At 56.5% G+C, this 16955-nt stretch carries 14 protein-coding genes; 5 read left to right on the top strand and 9 right to left on the bottom strand.

Annotation, left to right across the window (positions count from 1 at the left end; genetic code table 11):
- Window positions 1-749, top strand: a 749-nt coding sequence (gene glyA / locus D8U18_RS10620; protein ID WP_131107596.1) for a serine hydroxymethyltransferase, incomplete at its 5' end; no start/stop codon positions are given.
- A gap of 117 nt (window positions 750-866) precedes the next feature.
- Here glyA and lanM read toward each other — a convergent pair.
- From lanM to D8U18_RS10600, 4 genes are all read right to left on the bottom strand, one after another.
- Window positions 867-3941: a type 2 lanthipeptide synthetase LanM gene (lanM, locus tag D8U18_RS10615; RefSeq protein ID WP_131107595.1), complete on the bottom strand. Its 3075-nt coding sequence runs from the start codon at window positions 3939-3941 to the stop codon at window positions 867-869.
- A 524-nt stretch (window positions 3942-4465) separates the two neighbouring features.
- The gene (gene yjiA, locus D8U18_RS10610; protein WP_131107594.1) at window positions 4466-5437 is read right to left on the bottom strand and encodes a GTPase; all 972 of its coding nucleotides are present in this window, start codon (window positions 5435-5437) and stop codon (window positions 4466-4468) included.
- A gap of 122 nt (window positions 5438-5559) precedes the next feature.
- A complete protein-coding gene (locus D8U18_RS10605) occupies window positions 5560-5757 on the bottom strand; it encodes a YbdD/YjiX family protein (protein ID WP_007895266.1) in 198 nt (65 codons plus the stop codon).
- 15 nt (window positions 5758-5772) lie between these two features.
- Entirely contained in the window at window positions 5773-7839 is a 2067-nt protein-coding gene (locus D8U18_RS10600; protein WP_130905853.1) for a carbon starvation CstA family protein, read from the bottom strand.
- Window positions 7840-7998: 159 nt separating this feature from the next.
- Between D8U18_RS10600 and D8U18_RS10595 the strand changes: the two genes are divergently transcribed.
- Window positions 7999-8367: a PilZ domain-containing protein gene (locus D8U18_RS10595; RefSeq protein WP_056855687.1), complete on the top strand. Its 369-nt coding sequence runs from the start codon at window positions 7999-8001 to the stop codon at window positions 8365-8367.
- Between the two features lie 46 nt (window positions 8368-8413).
- On the opposite strand, the gene radA is transcribed toward D8U18_RS10595, so the two are convergent.
- Window positions 8414-9781 carry a DNA repair protein RadA gene (radA, locus tag D8U18_RS10590; RefSeq protein WP_056855688.1) on the bottom strand — a complete coding sequence of 456 codons (1368 nt, stop codon included), beginning with the start codon at window positions 9779-9781 and terminating at the stop codon, window positions 8414-8416.
- 666 nt (window positions 9782-10447) lie between these two features.
- Here radA and mscL point away from each other — a divergent pair.
- Window positions 10448-10861 carry a large-conductance mechanosensitive channel protein MscL gene (gene mscL / locus D8U18_RS10585; protein WP_056855689.1) on the top strand — a complete coding sequence of 138 codons (414 nt, stop codon included), beginning with the start codon at window positions 10448-10450 and terminating at the stop codon, window positions 10859-10861.
- Window positions 10862-10905: 44 nt separating this feature from the next.
- Here mscL and D8U18_RS10580 read toward each other — a convergent pair whose 3' ends face one another.
- A complete protein-coding gene (locus tag D8U18_RS10580; protein WP_056855690.1) occupies window positions 10906-11682 on the bottom strand; it encodes a ferredoxin--NADP reductase in 777 nt (258 codons plus the stop codon).
- A gap of 321 nt (window positions 11683-12003) precedes the next feature.
- On the opposite strand from D8U18_RS10580, the gene D8U18_RS10575 reads away from it, so the two are divergent.
- Together D8U18_RS10575 and D8U18_RS10570 are read left to right on the top strand one after the other, a co-directional pair.
- Entirely contained in the window at window positions 12004-12735 is a 732-nt protein-coding gene (locus D8U18_RS10575) for an autoinducer binding domain-containing protein (RefSeq protein ID WP_056855691.1), read from the top strand.
- 163 nt (window positions 12736-12898) lie between these two features.
- Window positions 12899-14023 (top strand): methyltransferase, encoded by a 1125-nt coding sequence (locus D8U18_RS10570; protein ID WP_131107593.1) that lies wholly within the window; start codon window positions 12899-12901, stop codon window positions 14021-14023.
- Window positions 14024-14049: 26 nt separating this feature from the next.
- On the opposite strand, the gene D8U18_RS10565 is transcribed toward D8U18_RS10570, so the two are convergent.
- The 3 genes from D8U18_RS10565 to D8U18_RS10555 form a co-directional block, all read right to left on the bottom strand.
- Window positions 14050-14217, bottom strand: a complete 168-nt coding sequence (locus D8U18_RS10565; protein WP_081504875.1) for a DUF2474 domain-containing protein — start codon at window positions 14215-14217, stop codon at window positions 14050-14052.
- A gap of 86 nt (window positions 14218-14303) precedes the next feature.
- On the bottom strand, window positions 14304-15311 hold the full coding sequence (gene cydB / locus D8U18_RS10560; RefSeq protein WP_131107592.1) for a cytochrome d ubiquinol oxidase subunit II: 1008 nt from the start codon (window positions 15309-15311) through the stop codon (window positions 14304-14306).
- A gap of 3 nt (window positions 15312-15314) precedes the next feature.
- A complete protein-coding gene (locus D8U18_RS10555; RefSeq protein WP_056855694.1) occupies window positions 15315-16751 on the bottom strand; it encodes a cytochrome ubiquinol oxidase subunit I in 1437 nt (478 codons plus the stop codon).
- Between the last annotated feature and the right edge of the window lie 204 nt (window positions 16752-16955).

Raw genomic sequence — 16955 nt, 5'->3', positions numbered from 1 at the left:
TGATCGTGGCCGGTTTCTCTGCCTACTCGCAGATCCTCGACTTCCCGCGCTTCCGTGCAATCGCCGACAAAGTGGGTGCCTACCTGTTCGTCGACATGGCCCACGTGGCCGGTCTGGTTGCCGCGGGCGTCTACCCGAACCCGGTTCCATTCGCTGACGTCGTGACCACCACCACCCACAAGACCCTGCGTGGTCCACGTGGCGGCCTGATCCTGGCTCGCGCCAACGCCGACATCGAGAAGAAGCTGAACTCCGCCGTATTCCCGGGCGCCCAGGGCGGCCCGCTGGAGCATGTGATCGCTGCCAAGGCAATCTGCTTCAAGGAAGCGCTGCAGCCTGAGTTCAAGGCTTACCAGCAACAAGTGGTGAAGAACGCCAAGGCCATGGCCAGCGTGTTCATCGAGCGCGGTTTCGACGTGGTTTCCGGCGGTACCGAAAACCACCTGTTCCTGCTGTCGCTGATCAAGCAGGAAATCTCCGGTAAAGACGCCGACGCCGCGCTGGGCAAAGCGTTCATCACCGTGAACAAGAACTCCGTGCCAAACGACCCACGCTCCCCGTTCGTCACCTCCGGCCTGCGCTTCGGCACTCCGGCAGTGACCACTCGCGGCTTCAAGGAAGCAGAGTGCAAGGAACTGGCCGGCTGGATCTGCGACATCCTGGCAGATCTTTCCAACGAAGCGGTGATCGACGCCGTTCGTGAGAAGGTCAAGGCCATCTGCAAGAAGCTGCCGGTGTACGGCGCTTAATCAGCGTTGCTGAACCGCAGTTGAAAAACCGGCCAGGAAACTGGCCGGTTTTTTTTCGTCGACAAATCAACCTGGTCAGCGCCGCTCTTTATCAAGCTGATCCTGACGCCTTTGCGCTCAAGGCTCGACTGTCGGCTGCGCGAACTTCATGGATAACACATCAGGCAAACCGCCTTCTACCGCATTCAGCAGGGCGTGACCGACACCCGTAATCCCCAGCATCAGCCCCAGGTCCGGGACACTGCCCTCCCCCAAGAAGTCTTCATCGAGGAAGTTATGGAGCACCTGAGAGAGCGCCCCCATGACCCTGGCAATGCCCGGTGCGTTGCCCATCTCACGGTACTCGCTCAGCAAGCACATGAGATTGCCGAAATCGCCGTGACACAAACTGTAGCCCGAACCCAGCCCCTGTTCCCAAAGGTGGCGCTCACAATGCTCGGCGTCTTGTTCGAGCAAATCCCGGGTGTCGCCATCCAGCGTGCCGCCCATCGTACGTATCAACCAACGTCGGGCAATCAGAATACCCGCGTCGCCATGACACCACTTGATGGTGGATGAAGACCTCGCGTTTTCACGTAAATCAAGCCAGTACCCCTCGACAGTGAGGCGATTTTCAGCCCGTACGTACTGTGCGATCAACTGAGCCAACAGCGGATCGCGGGTCACGTCCCACACCTTGCCCAATGCGTACAGAACACCGGAAATACCATGGGAAAAACCTGTCCACAGCGGCTTGCCCGTGTTTTTTAACAACAACACTCCGTTTTCCAGCGTCACTGCCGATTGAATCGACTGCGAGAAACGTTCGATCAGGGGGAGCAATGTCTCACGCTGTTCAAGCTGATAAAGGTTCACCAGTACAGTCACCGCCCCGCACCAGCCATGAATGAAATCGAACTCATCGGCTGTGCTCGGGATATCTGCCAGTTTGCCCAGCAATTCATCGACCTTTGTCTCGTACGTCAGGCGGCCGGTCATGAGTCGATAATTGACCAATACGTATAAGTAGGAGGTCAGGCCGAAATAGGCACTGACTGTCAGTTCACTGGCGAAGTGCCCGTGGGACAGGGCCATGGAGCACAGAATGCGTTCGGCATCCTCCAGATAAGGCAATTCACCGGTGATCCGGTACAAGCTCAAGTAGAAAATCGCCAGGCCGCCCATGCCGTTGTATACACCGCAGCCCATGGGTGAAATGAAATGGCGGCTTGTACGAGGGTGCGTATCCATGAACCTCCAGCCCGCATCGCCTTGCTCACCGTCAATACGCACTTTTGCGATGGCCTCAGCAATCTTCGTCGCACAACGCACATACTGCGTCGAGCTCAGGTCTGGCACGATGTTAAGTTGATGTTCGCGGTTCATAGGCAAGGCTTCGCTTGCCACGGGAAACAGGCACATCTGCAATACATGCCTCTGAAAGGCTTTATCGCTTGACGAGAAACTCTCCAGCTTGCGGCGGCAACTGTCGAACGAGTTCTCGATCGCCAGGGAAGCAACAGTCTCGCCATGGGCATTGATCAAGTGGCTGGATAACAATGGCAAGGTGAAACAAGGGACGTCGGTTTTTTTCAGATCCCTGATTTCATGCCGAGGTATCTCATAATCGTTGAGTGTCTCAGGCAAGTCTGACCACAGGGTCGCCAGCAACAACTCCTGTTGAACGCGACACTGAGTAAAACGCGGATGAAGCATCATCGCGATGAAATCCGCATAGCGCTGCGTATTTTTCATCAGGACGCGAGTCTTCAGTGAGGCGGCATGTTGCGCGAGCAGCTCAAGCACGGCTTCCCGAGTGTTCATCAATTCATCGTAGGCGCGCTCGAAACCCAGAAAAAATGCGGCCTGGTGATCAGCGACCGAATGCGTCGTGCCAGCGAAAACCGGCAAGTGCCGGATGACCGGCCGACTGTCGAATTCAACGGATTTCAATCGATAAAAGCGTTGCTCGCGAACCAGCTGTTTTCTCTTCCCCGTGAAGTGCTGCTGGCGGCTAAGACCGCTGTAATCATTGTCTGAATCCGGGGTGTAAGGCACGAAGCCACTTGAAAAAACGGATTGCCCATTGAGCTTGATCGTTTTGAACAGGGCGCGGCTGTGCGCCAATGGCGTTCTCAAATCAATCATGGACGGGGTGAACAAACACTCCAGATCGATCATGACCGGACTGCTGCCGCAGGCAATGATGTTTTCGTAGTGAAAGTCGATGCCGTTCAAGGCGTGGATCACTGCAACCTGGGCGCCCAGACGCTGAAAAAAAATATCCAGATCGCCTACGTTTTCGCATTCCCGGTTTTCGATTTTTTCAATCCAGCAATGATCGTCCTGCGACACCATGACCGGGGCATAAACGTCAAAGCACGCATTACCGCTGCTCGCACGCAATTGCTCAAGCAATGCCCCGTAAAACAACGCTTCCCGGTTGCTGCGGGGTTTGTACACCAGTGATCGGTCGCCGACCTGAACGAAGCAGACTGTTTCACCATTGGAGTGGAAGTCGCCCAGCCCCAGGACGATGGAGTCGATGCGTCGGTCGGAAAGCGGGAAGGCCGCTACGAGTCGTTCGATATCCTGGCTGAAGTGATCGATGACCTTGTAAAGATAAGCCACAGTGTCGTCGATTCGCTGAAACAACAGATCGGTCAATACCGGGTAGGCAGCCAGGAACGGCACTAAGGCGCCTTCTGAGAACTCTCGGTTGAATGCCTGTAGATCCAGTTCGGGGCTCTCGGCGATCCGGCTGTTCAATTGGTGAACAAGCGATTTTTCGGCCAAGTATCTGATATTCGAAATGATACTTGCGCGAGCGCTGAGCAAGAAGGCTTCGACATTAATCCATTCACAAGCTTGCGTATATTTTTGGTCACTTTTGAAAACATGTTTCAGATAAACATACCAACAGGCATGAAAAAAACCAAACCCTTCGCTACCACTGTCATGCGCTTCGAAAGGCAACGAGGCAAGATCGTCAACTCTTTCATTAAGCAGCGGAATAAAACAGCAACTTCCCCGATACGCATCCGATGAATAATATGCCAAATTCTTTATAAGCGCTTGTCGATCAACTCCAAAGTAACGCAGTACAGCCTTGTCATCCGTGTGCAGCAGTTCTATTGTCTTGCGCAGTGTTTCAGGGGATGGAACGGTATTTTTTGCTTTCAACTCTTTAATATTCAAATTATCGATCAACATCGCCAAACACCCAAGACAAGCAGAGCGGGACGTGCCCGCCCTGCATGGAGATCGGTTAGCAGCAGCCTAGAACAGTACACTGCAGGGTTCCACAAGACACATTAGTGCACATTGTTTCCCCTCCGACATCTGCCTGACCAGAACTTGCATACGCTTCGAACTCGGCATCCAACTCGCCCGACAGATCCATAATTTGCTCTTGCATGGGATTTCTCCTGAGATATACATTTGTCTGAATTGACGACGGCGACTTTAGCACTTGACTGCAACACGTAAAGCCGCAATTTAGAACAAAATGTAAAGCAAGACATCGCATATTTCGTTACATCCAACAGCCAATATAAAATAATTACACCGCCCCGGAATTCAACAAACTCGACACGCAGCCCCTTACAAATCTCAACCCACTATGAACCTGACACACAAAAAATCACGCACCATCAAACAGCAAATAAAACAAATGCCTTCAATAAAAACACCTATCTGAGCCGGCGTCCCTGCCGCCATTACTGCCCGTACATTTTTTAATCCGAGGCAACTCGCGCAAAACCTTCGCGAATCTTTTCTTCCGGTAAATCGTCGGCAATAAACACGATCACACTCTCACGCGCTTCGCCCTCGACCCATGGAGTGTCCCAATCGAAACCGTAAAGCTTCAGCACGCCCTGAAACACCATGCGCCGCGGTTCGCCAGCGATGTTCAACACGCCTTTGTAGCGCAGCAGTTGTTTGCCGTGGTCTTCCAGCAGCTCGTTCATGAACTCGCTGAGCTTGTCGATATCCAGCGGCTTGTCGCTACGCAGCACCAGGCTGCTAATGCGGTCGATGGAGGGCGCCTGGCTTACCGGACGCAGACTCACGCCACCGCCAAGGTCAGCATTGAGATTGAAACCACGTACATCGAGCATTTCGGCCAGGTCGATCTTGCCGTGATCGACCACACGGATCGGAGCCCGACGATTGATCCGGGTCAGCCGTTCGCTCAATGCGTTGAAGGTGGGCTCGTCCACCAGATCGCGCTTGCTCACCAGCAAGCGGTCGGCGAAGCCGATCTGGGCCTGGGCGATGGTCTGTGTCAGGTGGGTCTCGGCGTGTGCCGCGTCCACCAGGGTGATGATGCCGTCGAGGATATAGCGTTCTCGCAATTCTTCGTCGATGAAGAAGGTTTGTGCCACCGGTGCCGGGTCGGCCAGGCCGGTGCATTCGATCACCAGCCGGTCGAATACGATGTCGCCGCCGTCGAGACGCTCGAGCAGCAGGTACAGGGCCTTGGTCAGGTCGGTGTGGATGGTGCAGCAGACGCAACCGTTGGACAGCGTCATCACTTGTACCGGCTCGTCACCCAGCAGTTGGGTATCGACACCGGCGTCGCTGAATTCGTTTTCGATCACGGCGATTTTAAGGCCGTGCTCGGCTTTCAGCAGGTGGCGCAGCAAAGTGGTTTTACCGGCGCCGAGGAACCCGCTGAGGATTGTTACCGGGATAGGGGGTAGCAAAGGAAGGTCTCCCATACACTGAAAAAACTGTAGGAGCCTGGCTTGCCAGCGATGGCGTCCTGAAGATCGCTATCGCCGGCAAGCCGTGCTCCTACAGTGGTGTGTTACCTAAGCGTGGTGCTTCAACAGCACTTCGGCCCACCCTTGCCACCGTAACGGGCTTCCTGACGTTCGCGGAAGAACATCTCGTAGCTCATTACCGGTTTGTCCGGGTGTTTGGTTTGCATGTGCTCGACATAGTTGTCGTAGTCGGGCATGCCGACCATCAGGCGTGCGGCCTGACCGAGGTATTTACCGAGGCGACTCAGGTCATTGAACATGCTGCAAATCCTCGATTACGCATCCGGCAATGCCTGGAAGGGCGACTCTTTATCCGTGCGTTCTTTTTTACCCCAGGCGGCGATGCCGACCTTGAGCGCATAGAACAGGATGCTGAACACCACGAACAGGAACAGCGCGGTCAGCGTTGCGTTGGTGTAGGCGTTGAAGATCACGTGCTGCATCTGAGTGATGTCCTTGGCCGGGGCGAGGATCTGGCCGTTGGCCAGGGCATCGCTGTATTTTTTCGCCAGGGCCAGGAAGCCGATCGCCGGGTTGGCGTCGAACAGCTTGATGAAGCCCGCCGTCGTGGTGCAGATCAGCAGCCACACCGCCGGCAACATGGTGACCCAGACATAACGCTGGCGTTTCATTTTGATCAGCACCACGGTGCCGAGCATCAGCGCGATACCGGCCAGCATCTGGTTGGAGATACCGAACAGCGGCCACAAGGTGTTGATGCCACCCAATGGGTCGATCACGCCCTGATACAACAACCAGCCCCACATCGCCACACAACCGGCAGTGGCGATCAGGTTGGCAGTCCAGGATTCGGTACGCTTCAGCGCCGGCACGAACGAGCCGAGCAAGTCCTGCAGCATGAAACGACCGGCACGGGTACCAGCGTCTACCGCCGTGAGGATAAACAGCGCCTCGAACAGGATCGCGAAGTGGTACCAGAACGCCATGGTGTTTTCACCCGGCAGCACGCTGTGCAGGATCTGCGCGATACCCACCGCCAGGGTCGGCGCACCACCGGCACGGGCCAGGATGGTGGTTTCACCAATGTCATGGGCGACCGCTTGCAGCGCTTCGGGAGTAATTGCAAAGCCCCAGTTGCTGACCGCCGTCGCCACGGACACGACATCACTGCCAACCACAGCCGCCGGGCTGTTCATGGCGAAGTACACCCCTGGCTCGATCACCGAAGCGGCGACCATCGCCATGATTGCCACGAACGACTCCATCAACATGCCGCCATAACCGATGTAACGGGCATTGACTTCGTTATCGAGTAGTTTCGGTGTGGTGCCGGAAGCAATCAGCGAGTGGAAACCCGATACCGCGCCACAGGCGATGGTAATGAACAGGAACGGGAACAGGCCGCCCTTCCACACCGGTCCAGTGCCATCGACGAACTGGGTCAGCGCCGGCATTTTCAGCTCTGGCATGGTCACCAGAATACCGATGGCCAAGGCAACGATGGTGCCGATTTTGAGGAAGGTCGACAGGTAGTCACGCGGCGCCAGGATCAGCCACACCGGCAACACTGCCGCGACAAAACCGTAGCCGATCAGCATCCAGGTAATTTGCACGCCAGTGAAGGTAAAGGCCTTGGCCCACACCGGGTCAGCGGCGATTTCTCCTCCAAGCCAGATCGAACCCAGCAGCAACAGCACGCCGATGACCGAGATCTCACCGATGCGGCCCGGGCGGATGTAGCGCATGTAAATGCCCATGAACATCGCGATCGGGATGGTCGCCATCACCGTGAAAATGCCCCACGGGCTCTCGGCCAGGGCCTTGACCACGATCAGCGCCAGCACCGCGAGGATGATGATCATGATCAGGAAGCAGCCGAACAGCGCGATGGTGCCGGGGATGCGGCCCATTTCTTCACGGACCATGTCACCCAGCGAACGACCGTTGCGGCGGGTGGACATGAACAGGACCATGAAGTCCTGAACGGCACCGGCCAACACCACGCCGGCGATCAGCCACAGCGTGCCAGGCAGATAGCCCATCTGCGCCGCCAGCACCGGACCGACCAGCGGTCCCGCGCCAGCAATGGCCGCAAAGTGGTGACCGAAAAGGATGTGTTTGTTGGTCGGCACATAGTCCAGACCATCGTTATTGAGTACGGCGGGAGTGGCCCGTCGCGGGTCGAGCTGCATCACATTGTTGGCGATAAACAGACTGTAGTAGCGGTACGCGACCAGATAGATGGCCACAGCAGCGACCACAATCCACAAGGCATTGATTGCCTCACCTCGGCGCAATGCCACTACACCCAGAGCGCACGCCCCTACGATTGCCAGCACCAGCCAGGGTAAATGGCGTAGCAGGCTATTATTATTTTTCATTTTATTATTCCAGCCAGAGTGGACAAGAAAGACAGCCACGTCGAGTTTAGCTCTCCTGACGGCAAAGACCATAGCCAACATTGGTCTAGAGCCCTTGTCCTGGCTGGCAGGTTTCAACGATGCGGGTCTATAGTCAGCGAACATCCAGAGGATTGCGCCATGAGCGAACACCCCGCCGACCGCCGTCGCTTCAAACGCATCGCCTTCGATGCCAGGACTGAGCTGAGCCAAGGCGAGTACATCTGGCCGGTAAAGCTGATCGACCTGTCGCTCAAAGGGCTATTGATCGAACGCCCTGAACCTTGGCTGGGTGATGCGACGCAGGACTTTTTCGTCGACATTCATCTGAGCGATGACATCGATATCGAGATGGATGTGCAGCTGGCCCATGAAGAAAACGGCCAGTTAGGGTTTGTCTGCCGGCACATCAGCCTGGAATCCATTGAGCGCCTGCGGCGACTGATTGAGCTGAACCTCGCAGACGAGGCTGAGCTTGAGCGAGAGCTGGGTGCCCTGATTACGCCATGACAGCACCCCGTGAGAGCGGGCAAGCCCGCCCTCACAGAATCAAAGACTATTCAAACAGTGCGTCGAGCGCCTGCTCCAGACGGGTGACGGCAATGATCTGCAACCCCGCTGGCGCTTCCTTCGGCGCATTGCCCTTGGGCACGATTGCCCGCTTGAACCCGTGCTTGGCAGCCTCTTTCAAGCGCTCCTGACCGCTGGGCACCGGTCGCACTTCGCCGGACAGGCCGACCTCGCCGAATACCAGCAAATCGTGAGGCAGCGGCCGGTTGCGCAAACTGGACATGACTGCCGCCATCAACGCCAGGTCAGAGGCGGTTTCCAACACTTTCACGCCGCCGACGACGTTGAGGAACACATCCTGGTCATGGGTCGGAATGCCGCCATGTCGGTGCAGCACCGCCAGCAACATCGCCAAACGATTTTGGTCCAGGCCCAGGGTAACGCGCCGCGGATTGGCCAAATGGCTGTCATCCACCAGCGCCTGAACTTCTACCAGCATCGGCCGGGTGCCTTCCCACGTCGCCATGACCACACTGCCTGGCACTTCTTCCTGAGCTCGAGTCAGAAAAATCGCCGATGGGTTGGAGACTTCTTTCAAGCCCTTGTCCGTCATGCCGAACACACCCAGTTCGTTGACCGCACCGAATCGGTTTTTCACCGCTCGCAACAAGCGCAGACGGCCATCGGACTCGCCTTCGAAATACAACACGGTATCGACCATGTGCTCCAGCACACGCGGGCCGGCCAGAGCTCCTTCCTTGGTGACATGGCCCACCAGGAAAATCGCCGTGCCGCTCTGCTTGGCATAACGCACCAGCAGGGCCGCGCTTTCACGCACCTGGGACACACCGCCCGGCGCGGATTGCAACTGCTCGGTGAAAATCGTCTGGATCGAGTCGATCACCATAACCTTGGGCTTCTCGAGGCGCGCCGTGGCGATGATGGTTTCGATGCAGGTTTCGGTCATGACCCGCAATTGATCCTGGGGCAAGCCAAGACGACGGGCACGCATGGCCACTTGCTGCTGGGATTCTTCCCCCGTGACGTACAGGGCCGGCATGCTTTTGGCGAGGTTGCACAGGGTTTGCAGGAGGATGGTCGATTTGCCGATGCCCGGATCACCGCCGATCAACACCACCGAACCGTCGACGAGGCCGCCGCCCAACACCCGGTCCAGTTCACTGGAGGCGGTGGAAAAGCGCGGGATCTCCTCGACGCTGACTTCGGCCAGGGTTTTGATCTGCGCCTGCTGACCGGTCCAGCCCGTGCGTCCGCTGGGTGCCGCCGCCCCGCCGCTTTCCACCATGGTTTCAGTCAGCGTATTCCAGGCGCCACACTCGCCACACTGGCCGGCCCATTTCGGGAAGGTTGAGCCGCACTCGGTGCAGCCGTACATGCGCTTGGCCTTGGCCATCTGAACTCCCGGCAAAAATCGCGATGATAGCTCAGGTGACGGCGATCAGTGCGATGCTGTTGTCGGAATGAATCAGCGATCGTATCTGACTGTTCCGAGAGTGAGGGGGCCAGGCAAATATCATCACTTACATTAAATAAAGCTGTGAACGGTACACACACTTCCAATCCAAACGCCTTTAACAACCTGTACAAACTATCCGAAATAAATACCAGCCCCCCTAATCAACTGTCATTAAAACTTGTACAACACTTAACCGCTTTAAATCTGAGCGTACAATTTTCAACAAAAATGCAATCAAAAACCCCCATCAATAACCACACACTTATAACGGATAAGATTTTATATCAAGCCTTCGAAACTCCGAGCGGATTGATCCAGCCAAACCGTCAGTCCTTTATTGTTATGGAAGTGTAAAAGATCATCAGAATAGCGGCTGATATTGATTCGCCACCAACCTTTTGTTCACACTGATTACTGCATCATCAGTCCACAAAGCCTGATCCAGAAAGCTCAAGCCATCCGGTGGCAGGCAAGGCTCGCTAAAACTTTTCGCCGTCGGTCCGGTCGATTGCAGGCGAGCATCGTAAGCAGTTGTTTCGGGCAGGAAGCATTTGGCTGATTTACACTGCGTTCACCAACTCATCTGTAACAAGGAAATAACCTATGGGCGTGCTTAACGAGTTCAAGGCCTTCGCGGTCAAAGGCAATGTGATCGACATGGCCGTCGGTATCATTATCGGCGCCGCTTTCGGCAAGATTGTGTCGTCGTTCGTCGGTGATGTGATCATGCCTCCCATCGGGCTGCTGATCGGCGGGGTGGACTTCAGTGACCTGGCCATTACGCTCAAGGCCGCGCAGGGCGACGTCCCGGCGGTGGTGTTGGCGTACGGCAAGTTCATTCAGACACTGATCGACTTCATCATTGTCGCTTTCGCGATCTTCATGGGCGTCAAGGCCATCAACCGTCTCAAGCGCGAAGAAGCTGTTGCCCCGACCCTGCCGCCGGTTCCGACCAAGGAAGAAGAGCTGCTGGGTGAGATTCGCGACCTGCTCAAGGCGCAGAACAGACAGCCCTGATTATTCGCAAACAAAAACGGCGCCCCCCGAGGCACCGTTTTTTTTTACCAGAAATTCTCCACCGCTACCTGCCCGGGGCGGCGGCTGAGGCTTAAATGCATATCGCGCTGTTTGAGCAATTTGCGTGTGTCATCGATCATTTGCGGGTTACCGCAGAGCATGACCCGCGAGTGCTCAGGCGTCAGCGCCACCCCGGCTGCGCGTTCCAATTCGCCGTTTTCGATCAGCGTGGTAATGCGGCCGTTGAGCGCGCCTGGGTGCAACTCGCGCGTGACAGTGTTGATGAGTTGCAGTTTGTGTACGAACTCCTCCAGATACTCGCGTTGGGCCAGCCCCGCGATCAGCTCCTGATACGCCAGCTCGCGGGATTCGCGCACGCTATAGACCAGGATGATGCGTTCGAATTTCTCCCAGACTTCAAAGTCCTGCAGGATCGACAGAAACGGCGCAATTCCAGTCCCCGTGGATAACAGCCACAGATCACGCCCATCGACAAATCGGTCGAGGGTCAGGTAACCGAAGGCCTGTCGGTCGACCAGCAACGTATCGCCAACCCCCAATCGACTGAGTTCGCTGGTGAACTCGCCTCCCGGAACGACGATGGAAAAGAACTCCAGAAACTCGTCATGGGGCGATGACACCATGGAATAGGCTCGCCAGACTGTGCTGCCATCGGCCTTGGTCACGCCCAGTCGGGCGAACTGGCCTGCACGAAAACGAAACCCGGCGTCCCTTGTCGACCGAAGCGTGAACAGGTTCGGGGTCAATGGCTGGACGTCGAGCAAGGTCTGGCGGGTAAATTTTTCTTCACTGGCTGTCATTGGGACGCTCCATTCAACAGACGCTCCCAGTGTCGCGCAAATAGACAGGTAGAAACACCGATGGTTTGTGGTGCCTTTAGGGTGAAAAAAACTTGTTCAATTAATTCAGCTCGCCCAGCACAACTAACTGCTCGGTTAATTGATGATATTAAAATCAACATACTTAAACGTCAGTGGCGTTATAGAACCAGACACATGTTTAAAACTGGTTTAGCCAAGCAAAAAAATCTCAACACGATGTAAGAATCATCCTACACTTCCACTCGCGCCGATCGCTTGGATCCAAAGCGCCCACACGCGAGTTCATACATGGAGCCGATAATGGAACGGTGGAAGGAGCTACAACTCATTCAGTTATCCAACACAACGGATATGGATAGCGCCTATCGGGTTGCGTTGAGTTTCGCAAAAAATATCGGGTACAAATTTTGTGCTTTTTCAGCAAGTTGCTTACCGGTGAATGATCAATTTCAACCTGTGCAATTGAACAATTACTCTAAGCAATGGAACAGTGAATATGAACACACAAAGTTCAGTTTGATTGATCCGGTAATAGCACATTGCAATCAATCCACGCTGCCCATCCTGTGGACCGAGGAACTCTTCCATGACGTGCCATGGATATGGGACACCATGGAGCAACAGGGAATGCAGCATGGTTGGTCACAAGCCGTTCATAACGAGAACAGTGGCTTGTGCTCTATCTTGAGTCTTGCCAGAAGTCATTGCCCGATCAGTGCGTGGGAGCTGTACGAAAACCTCGGTTTTTCGGTATTCATTGGCAATCATTTACACAAACTGATGCTGGAGGCGATGCCCAAAGCTGCCAAGAGGCCCCAAACCCCGCATCTGACGCCACGGGAAGTCGACGTGCTGAAATTGGCGGCCGATGGCAAGACAGCCTACGAAAGCGCGAGGATTCTCAACCTCAGTGCACGGACGATCAACTTCCATGTACAGGAAGCCATCCGCAAACTCGGGGTCAATAACAAAATTTCGGCCGTGATTGCCGCTGTCAAGGAAGGCTATCTGACTGGCGACGCGATTCGCTGAAGCGAAAACCTGCGAGTAATCGGATACAAAAAACCGTACCATTCGCGGTCCCTCCCGAGTGTTTTGCCGTGTGATTTTTCCACAACGCAGGCCACTCGGCCGGCCCGCCGCCAAGTTGACCAAGGGCCGCGGGATACCCGTTGATTACCCAGAGCCCCGCCCCATGCCTTTGCTCGAAACACCTTTTGCCAGCCTTGACCTGATTCGTCAGCCCGAACAGCAGAATGAACCGCTGCAAGCCTTCGATGCAGCCGACGAATACCTGCTCAACCATCTGGCTGAGCAGCAGCCCTCGATCGATACACGGGTGCTGGTGTTGAACGATAGTTTCGGCGCGTTGGCAGCCAGTCTGGCGGGCAAGGTCAACGTGGTCAGCAGCGGTGATTCGTTCCTGGCTTTGCAAGGGTTGGAAAAGAATCTGGCCCGCAATGGTCAGGCATTTGACGCAGTGCCACATGTGCCGGCCAGTGAAATCGTTGCAGGGCCATTCGACCGGGTGTTGATCCGGGTGCCCAAGACACTGGCATTGCTGGAGGAGCAGTTGATCCGCCTGCAGGGCCAACTCGCGCCCGGTGCCCAAGTGATCGCCGCAGCCATGATCAAACACCTGCCGCGTGCGGCCGGCGACTTGCTCGAACGCTACATTGGCCCTGTGCAAGCTTCGTTGGCGGTTAAAAAAGCCCGGCTACTGATTGCCACTGCTCAAGCAATGGCACCTGCAACATCGCCCTACCCGACGCGCTATCGGCTTGACGAACCGGCCATTGAATTGCTCAACCACGCGAACGTGTTCTGTCGCGAAGGGCTGGACATCGGCACGCGGGCATTTCTGCCGCACTTGCCGAAGAACCTCGGTTCGGCGCGCGTGGCCGACCTCGGTTGCGGAAACGGTGTGCTGGCGATTGCCAGTGCTCTGCAAAACCCTGACGCCCATTACACCTTGGTGGACGAGTCGTTCATGGCGGTGCAATCGGCTGCCGAGAACTGGCAGGCAGCATTGGGCGAGCGCGATGTCATCGTGCGTGCCGGCGACGGGTTGGCCGGACAGGAACCTCAGTCGCTGGACGTGGTGCTGTGTAATCCGCCGTTTCACCAGCAACAAGTGGTGGGCGACTTCCTCGCCTGGCGAATGTTCCAGCAAGCCCGGGAGGCGCTGGTCGTCGGGGGGGCGCTGTACATTGTCGGCAATCGTCACCTGGGTTATCACAGCAAACTTGCGCGTCTGTTCCGAGGTGTGGAGCAAGTGGCGGCCACGCCGAAGTTCGTGATCCTCAAGGCGCGCAAGTAACCCCAAAAAGCTTCCGGGTGCGGATGTCAGTGAGTGCTCAGACCGGCGGCGTTCATGAACATCCGCATCAGGCTGGCGACGATGAACAGCGCACCGACGCTGCCGGCCCAGATCATGGCCAACCAGCCGAGCCGCTGCCACAGCGGTTTTTTTTCGGCTTCTTCGATGTCGTGCAGGGAATGTTTGCCGGACATGATTCAATTTCTCCAGTAAGGGTGGATGGCGTCTGTGATGACGCCATCGCGAGCAGGCTCGCTCTTACAATTTTTCGCACTGCGCCCTAGTGATAACCGTCCTCATGGGTGACCTTGCCGCGGAACACGTAGTAGCTCCAGAAGGTATAACCCAGAATGAACGGAATGATGAACAGCGTACCCACCAGCATGAAGCCCTGGCTCTGCGGTGGTGCAGCCGCGTCCCAGATCGAGATCGACGGCGGTACGATGTTCGGCCACAGACTGATGCCCAAGCCGCTGTAACCGAGAAAGATCAGCACCAGCGTCAGCAGGAACGGCGTGTAGTGCGCATTGCGCGCCACCGCGCGAATCAGGCCGTACAAGGTCACCAGCACCAGGATCGGCACCGGCAGGAACCAGAACAGGTTCGGCAGGGTGAACCAGCGGGCTGCGATCTCGGCATGGGCCAGCGGCGTCCAGATACTGACGATACCGATTACCGCCAACAACACGAACGCCAAGGGCCGCGCCAGGTCATGCATCTGTTCCTGCAATTTCCCTTCGGTCTTCATGATCAGCCAGGTGCAACCGAGCAATGCATAAGCCACCACCAACGCTGCGCCGCAGAACAGGGTGAACGGTGTCAGCCAGTCCAGTGAGCCACCGGCGAATTGCCGATCGACCACTGGCAGGCCATCGATGAACGCCCCCAATGCCACGCCCTGGAAGAACGTCGCGGCAATCGAACCGCCGATGAAGGCCTTGTCCCACAAGTGACGTTTGTCGTCCTTGGCCTTGAAGCGGAACTCGAACGCCACGCCGCGGAAAATCAACCCGACGAGCATGAAGATCAGCGGCAGATACAACGCCGAGAGCACCACCGAATAGGCCAGCGGGAAGGCGCCGAACAACGCCGCACCGCCCAGCACCAGCCAGGTTTCGTTGCCGTCCCAGACGGGCGCGACGGTGTTCATCATCACGTCACGGTCGGTCTTGCCGGGAATGAACGGGAAAAGAATGCCGATCCCCAGATCGAAGCCATCCATGACCACGTACATCATGATGCCGAAGATGATGATCACGGCCCAGATCAGCGGAAGATCAATACCCATGATTCAAATCTCCTTGGTCACGGTGCGGTCGGCATCGGAATGCTCATCGTCGGCTGCGGACAGCGGCCGCGCCGGGGTGCGTTTCTGGCCAGGACCACCGTCGTTGGTTTCCTTGCCTTCATCGATCTTCGGCCCTTTGCGCACCAGGCGCATCATGTAGCCCAGGCCCGCGCCAAACAGCGCGAAATACACCACGACGAACAGGATCAGGGTGATGCTCATCTGCATGAAGCTGTGATTGGAGGACGCGTCCGCCGTGCGCATCAGCCCGTAGACCACCCACGGCTGGCGACCGATTTCAGTAGTGAACCAACCGGCGAGGATTGCGATCAGCCCGGACGGCCCCATCCACAACGCCAGGTACAGGAACGGTCGCGAGGTATAGAGTTTGTCGCGCTTGCGCAGCCACAGGCTCCACAAACCGGTGAAGATCATCAGCATGCCCAGGCCTACCATGATCCGGAACGACCAGAACACGATGGTCGAATTCGGCCGGTCTTCGGGCGGGAAATCCTTGAGCGCCGGCACTTGTTTATCCAGCGAGTGGGTCAGGATCAAGCTGCCCAGGTACGGGATCTCGACCGCAAACTTGGTCCTCTCTTCTTTCATGTCCGGCCAGCCGAACAGAATCAGCGGCGTTGCCTCGTCGCCTTTGTTTTCCCAGTGGCCTTCGATCGCGGCAATTTTCGCGGGCTGATGTTCCAGCGTGTTGAGGCCGTGGAAATCGCCAATGACCGCCTGGATCGGCGCCACGATCAGCGCCATCCACATCGCCATCGAAAGCATGGTACGGATCGCCGGGTTGTCCTTGCCGCGCAGCAAATGCCAGGCCGCCGAAGAGCCGACGAAGAACGCCGTGGCAACGAAGGCCGCCGTCGCCATGTGCATCAGGCGATAAGGGAACGAAGGGTTGAAGATCACCGCCAGCCAGTCGGTTGGAATCACCTGGCCGTTGATGATTTCAAAGCCCTGCGGTGTTTGCATCCAGCTGTTGGACGCAAGAATCCAGAACGTCGAAATCAGTGTGCCGATGGCGACCATGACCGTCGAGAAGAAGTGCAAGCCGCGCCCGACCTTGTTCCAGCCGAACAGCATGACCCCGAGGAACCCGGCTTCCAGGAAGAACGCCGTGAGCACTTCGTACGTCAGCAACGGTCCGGTGACCGACCCGGCGAAATCCGAAAAACGGCTCCAGTTGGTGCCGAACTGATAAGCCATCACCAGCCCGGAGACCACCCCCATGCCGAAGTTGACCGCAAAGATCTTCGACCAGAAATGGTAGAGGTCCCGATAGGTGTCGTTGTTGGTTTTGAGCCACAAGCCTTCGAGTACAGCCAGGTAACTCGCCAGGCCAATGGTGATGGCCGGAAAAAGGATGTGAAACGAAATGGTGAACGCGAACTGAATTCGGGCGAGATCAAGTGCCTCTAAACCGAACATAAGTCTTCCTCTGTCAGGTATTACGGCTGCTGGCTGGAAGCCTGCATCCACGGGTCCCACGGGTATGGAGTGCGGCGAATTCAAATTCGTTCTTTTTTTTACAGGCATCGCAACGCAGGGATTCTGGCCAATCAATTCCCTTCGCAGGGCGTTGATCTGGATCAAGCAACGTTGAAAGAGTAGTCCCAATTTCGGCGATGAACT

It is taken from the genome of Pseudomonas sp. Sample_10, assembly GCF_004321495.1.
Taxonomy (GTDB): Bacteria; Pseudomonadota; Gammaproteobacteria; order Pseudomonadales; family Pseudomonadaceae; genus Aquipseudomonas.
This window is presented reverse-complemented; position numbering and strand designations above follow the sequence as displayed.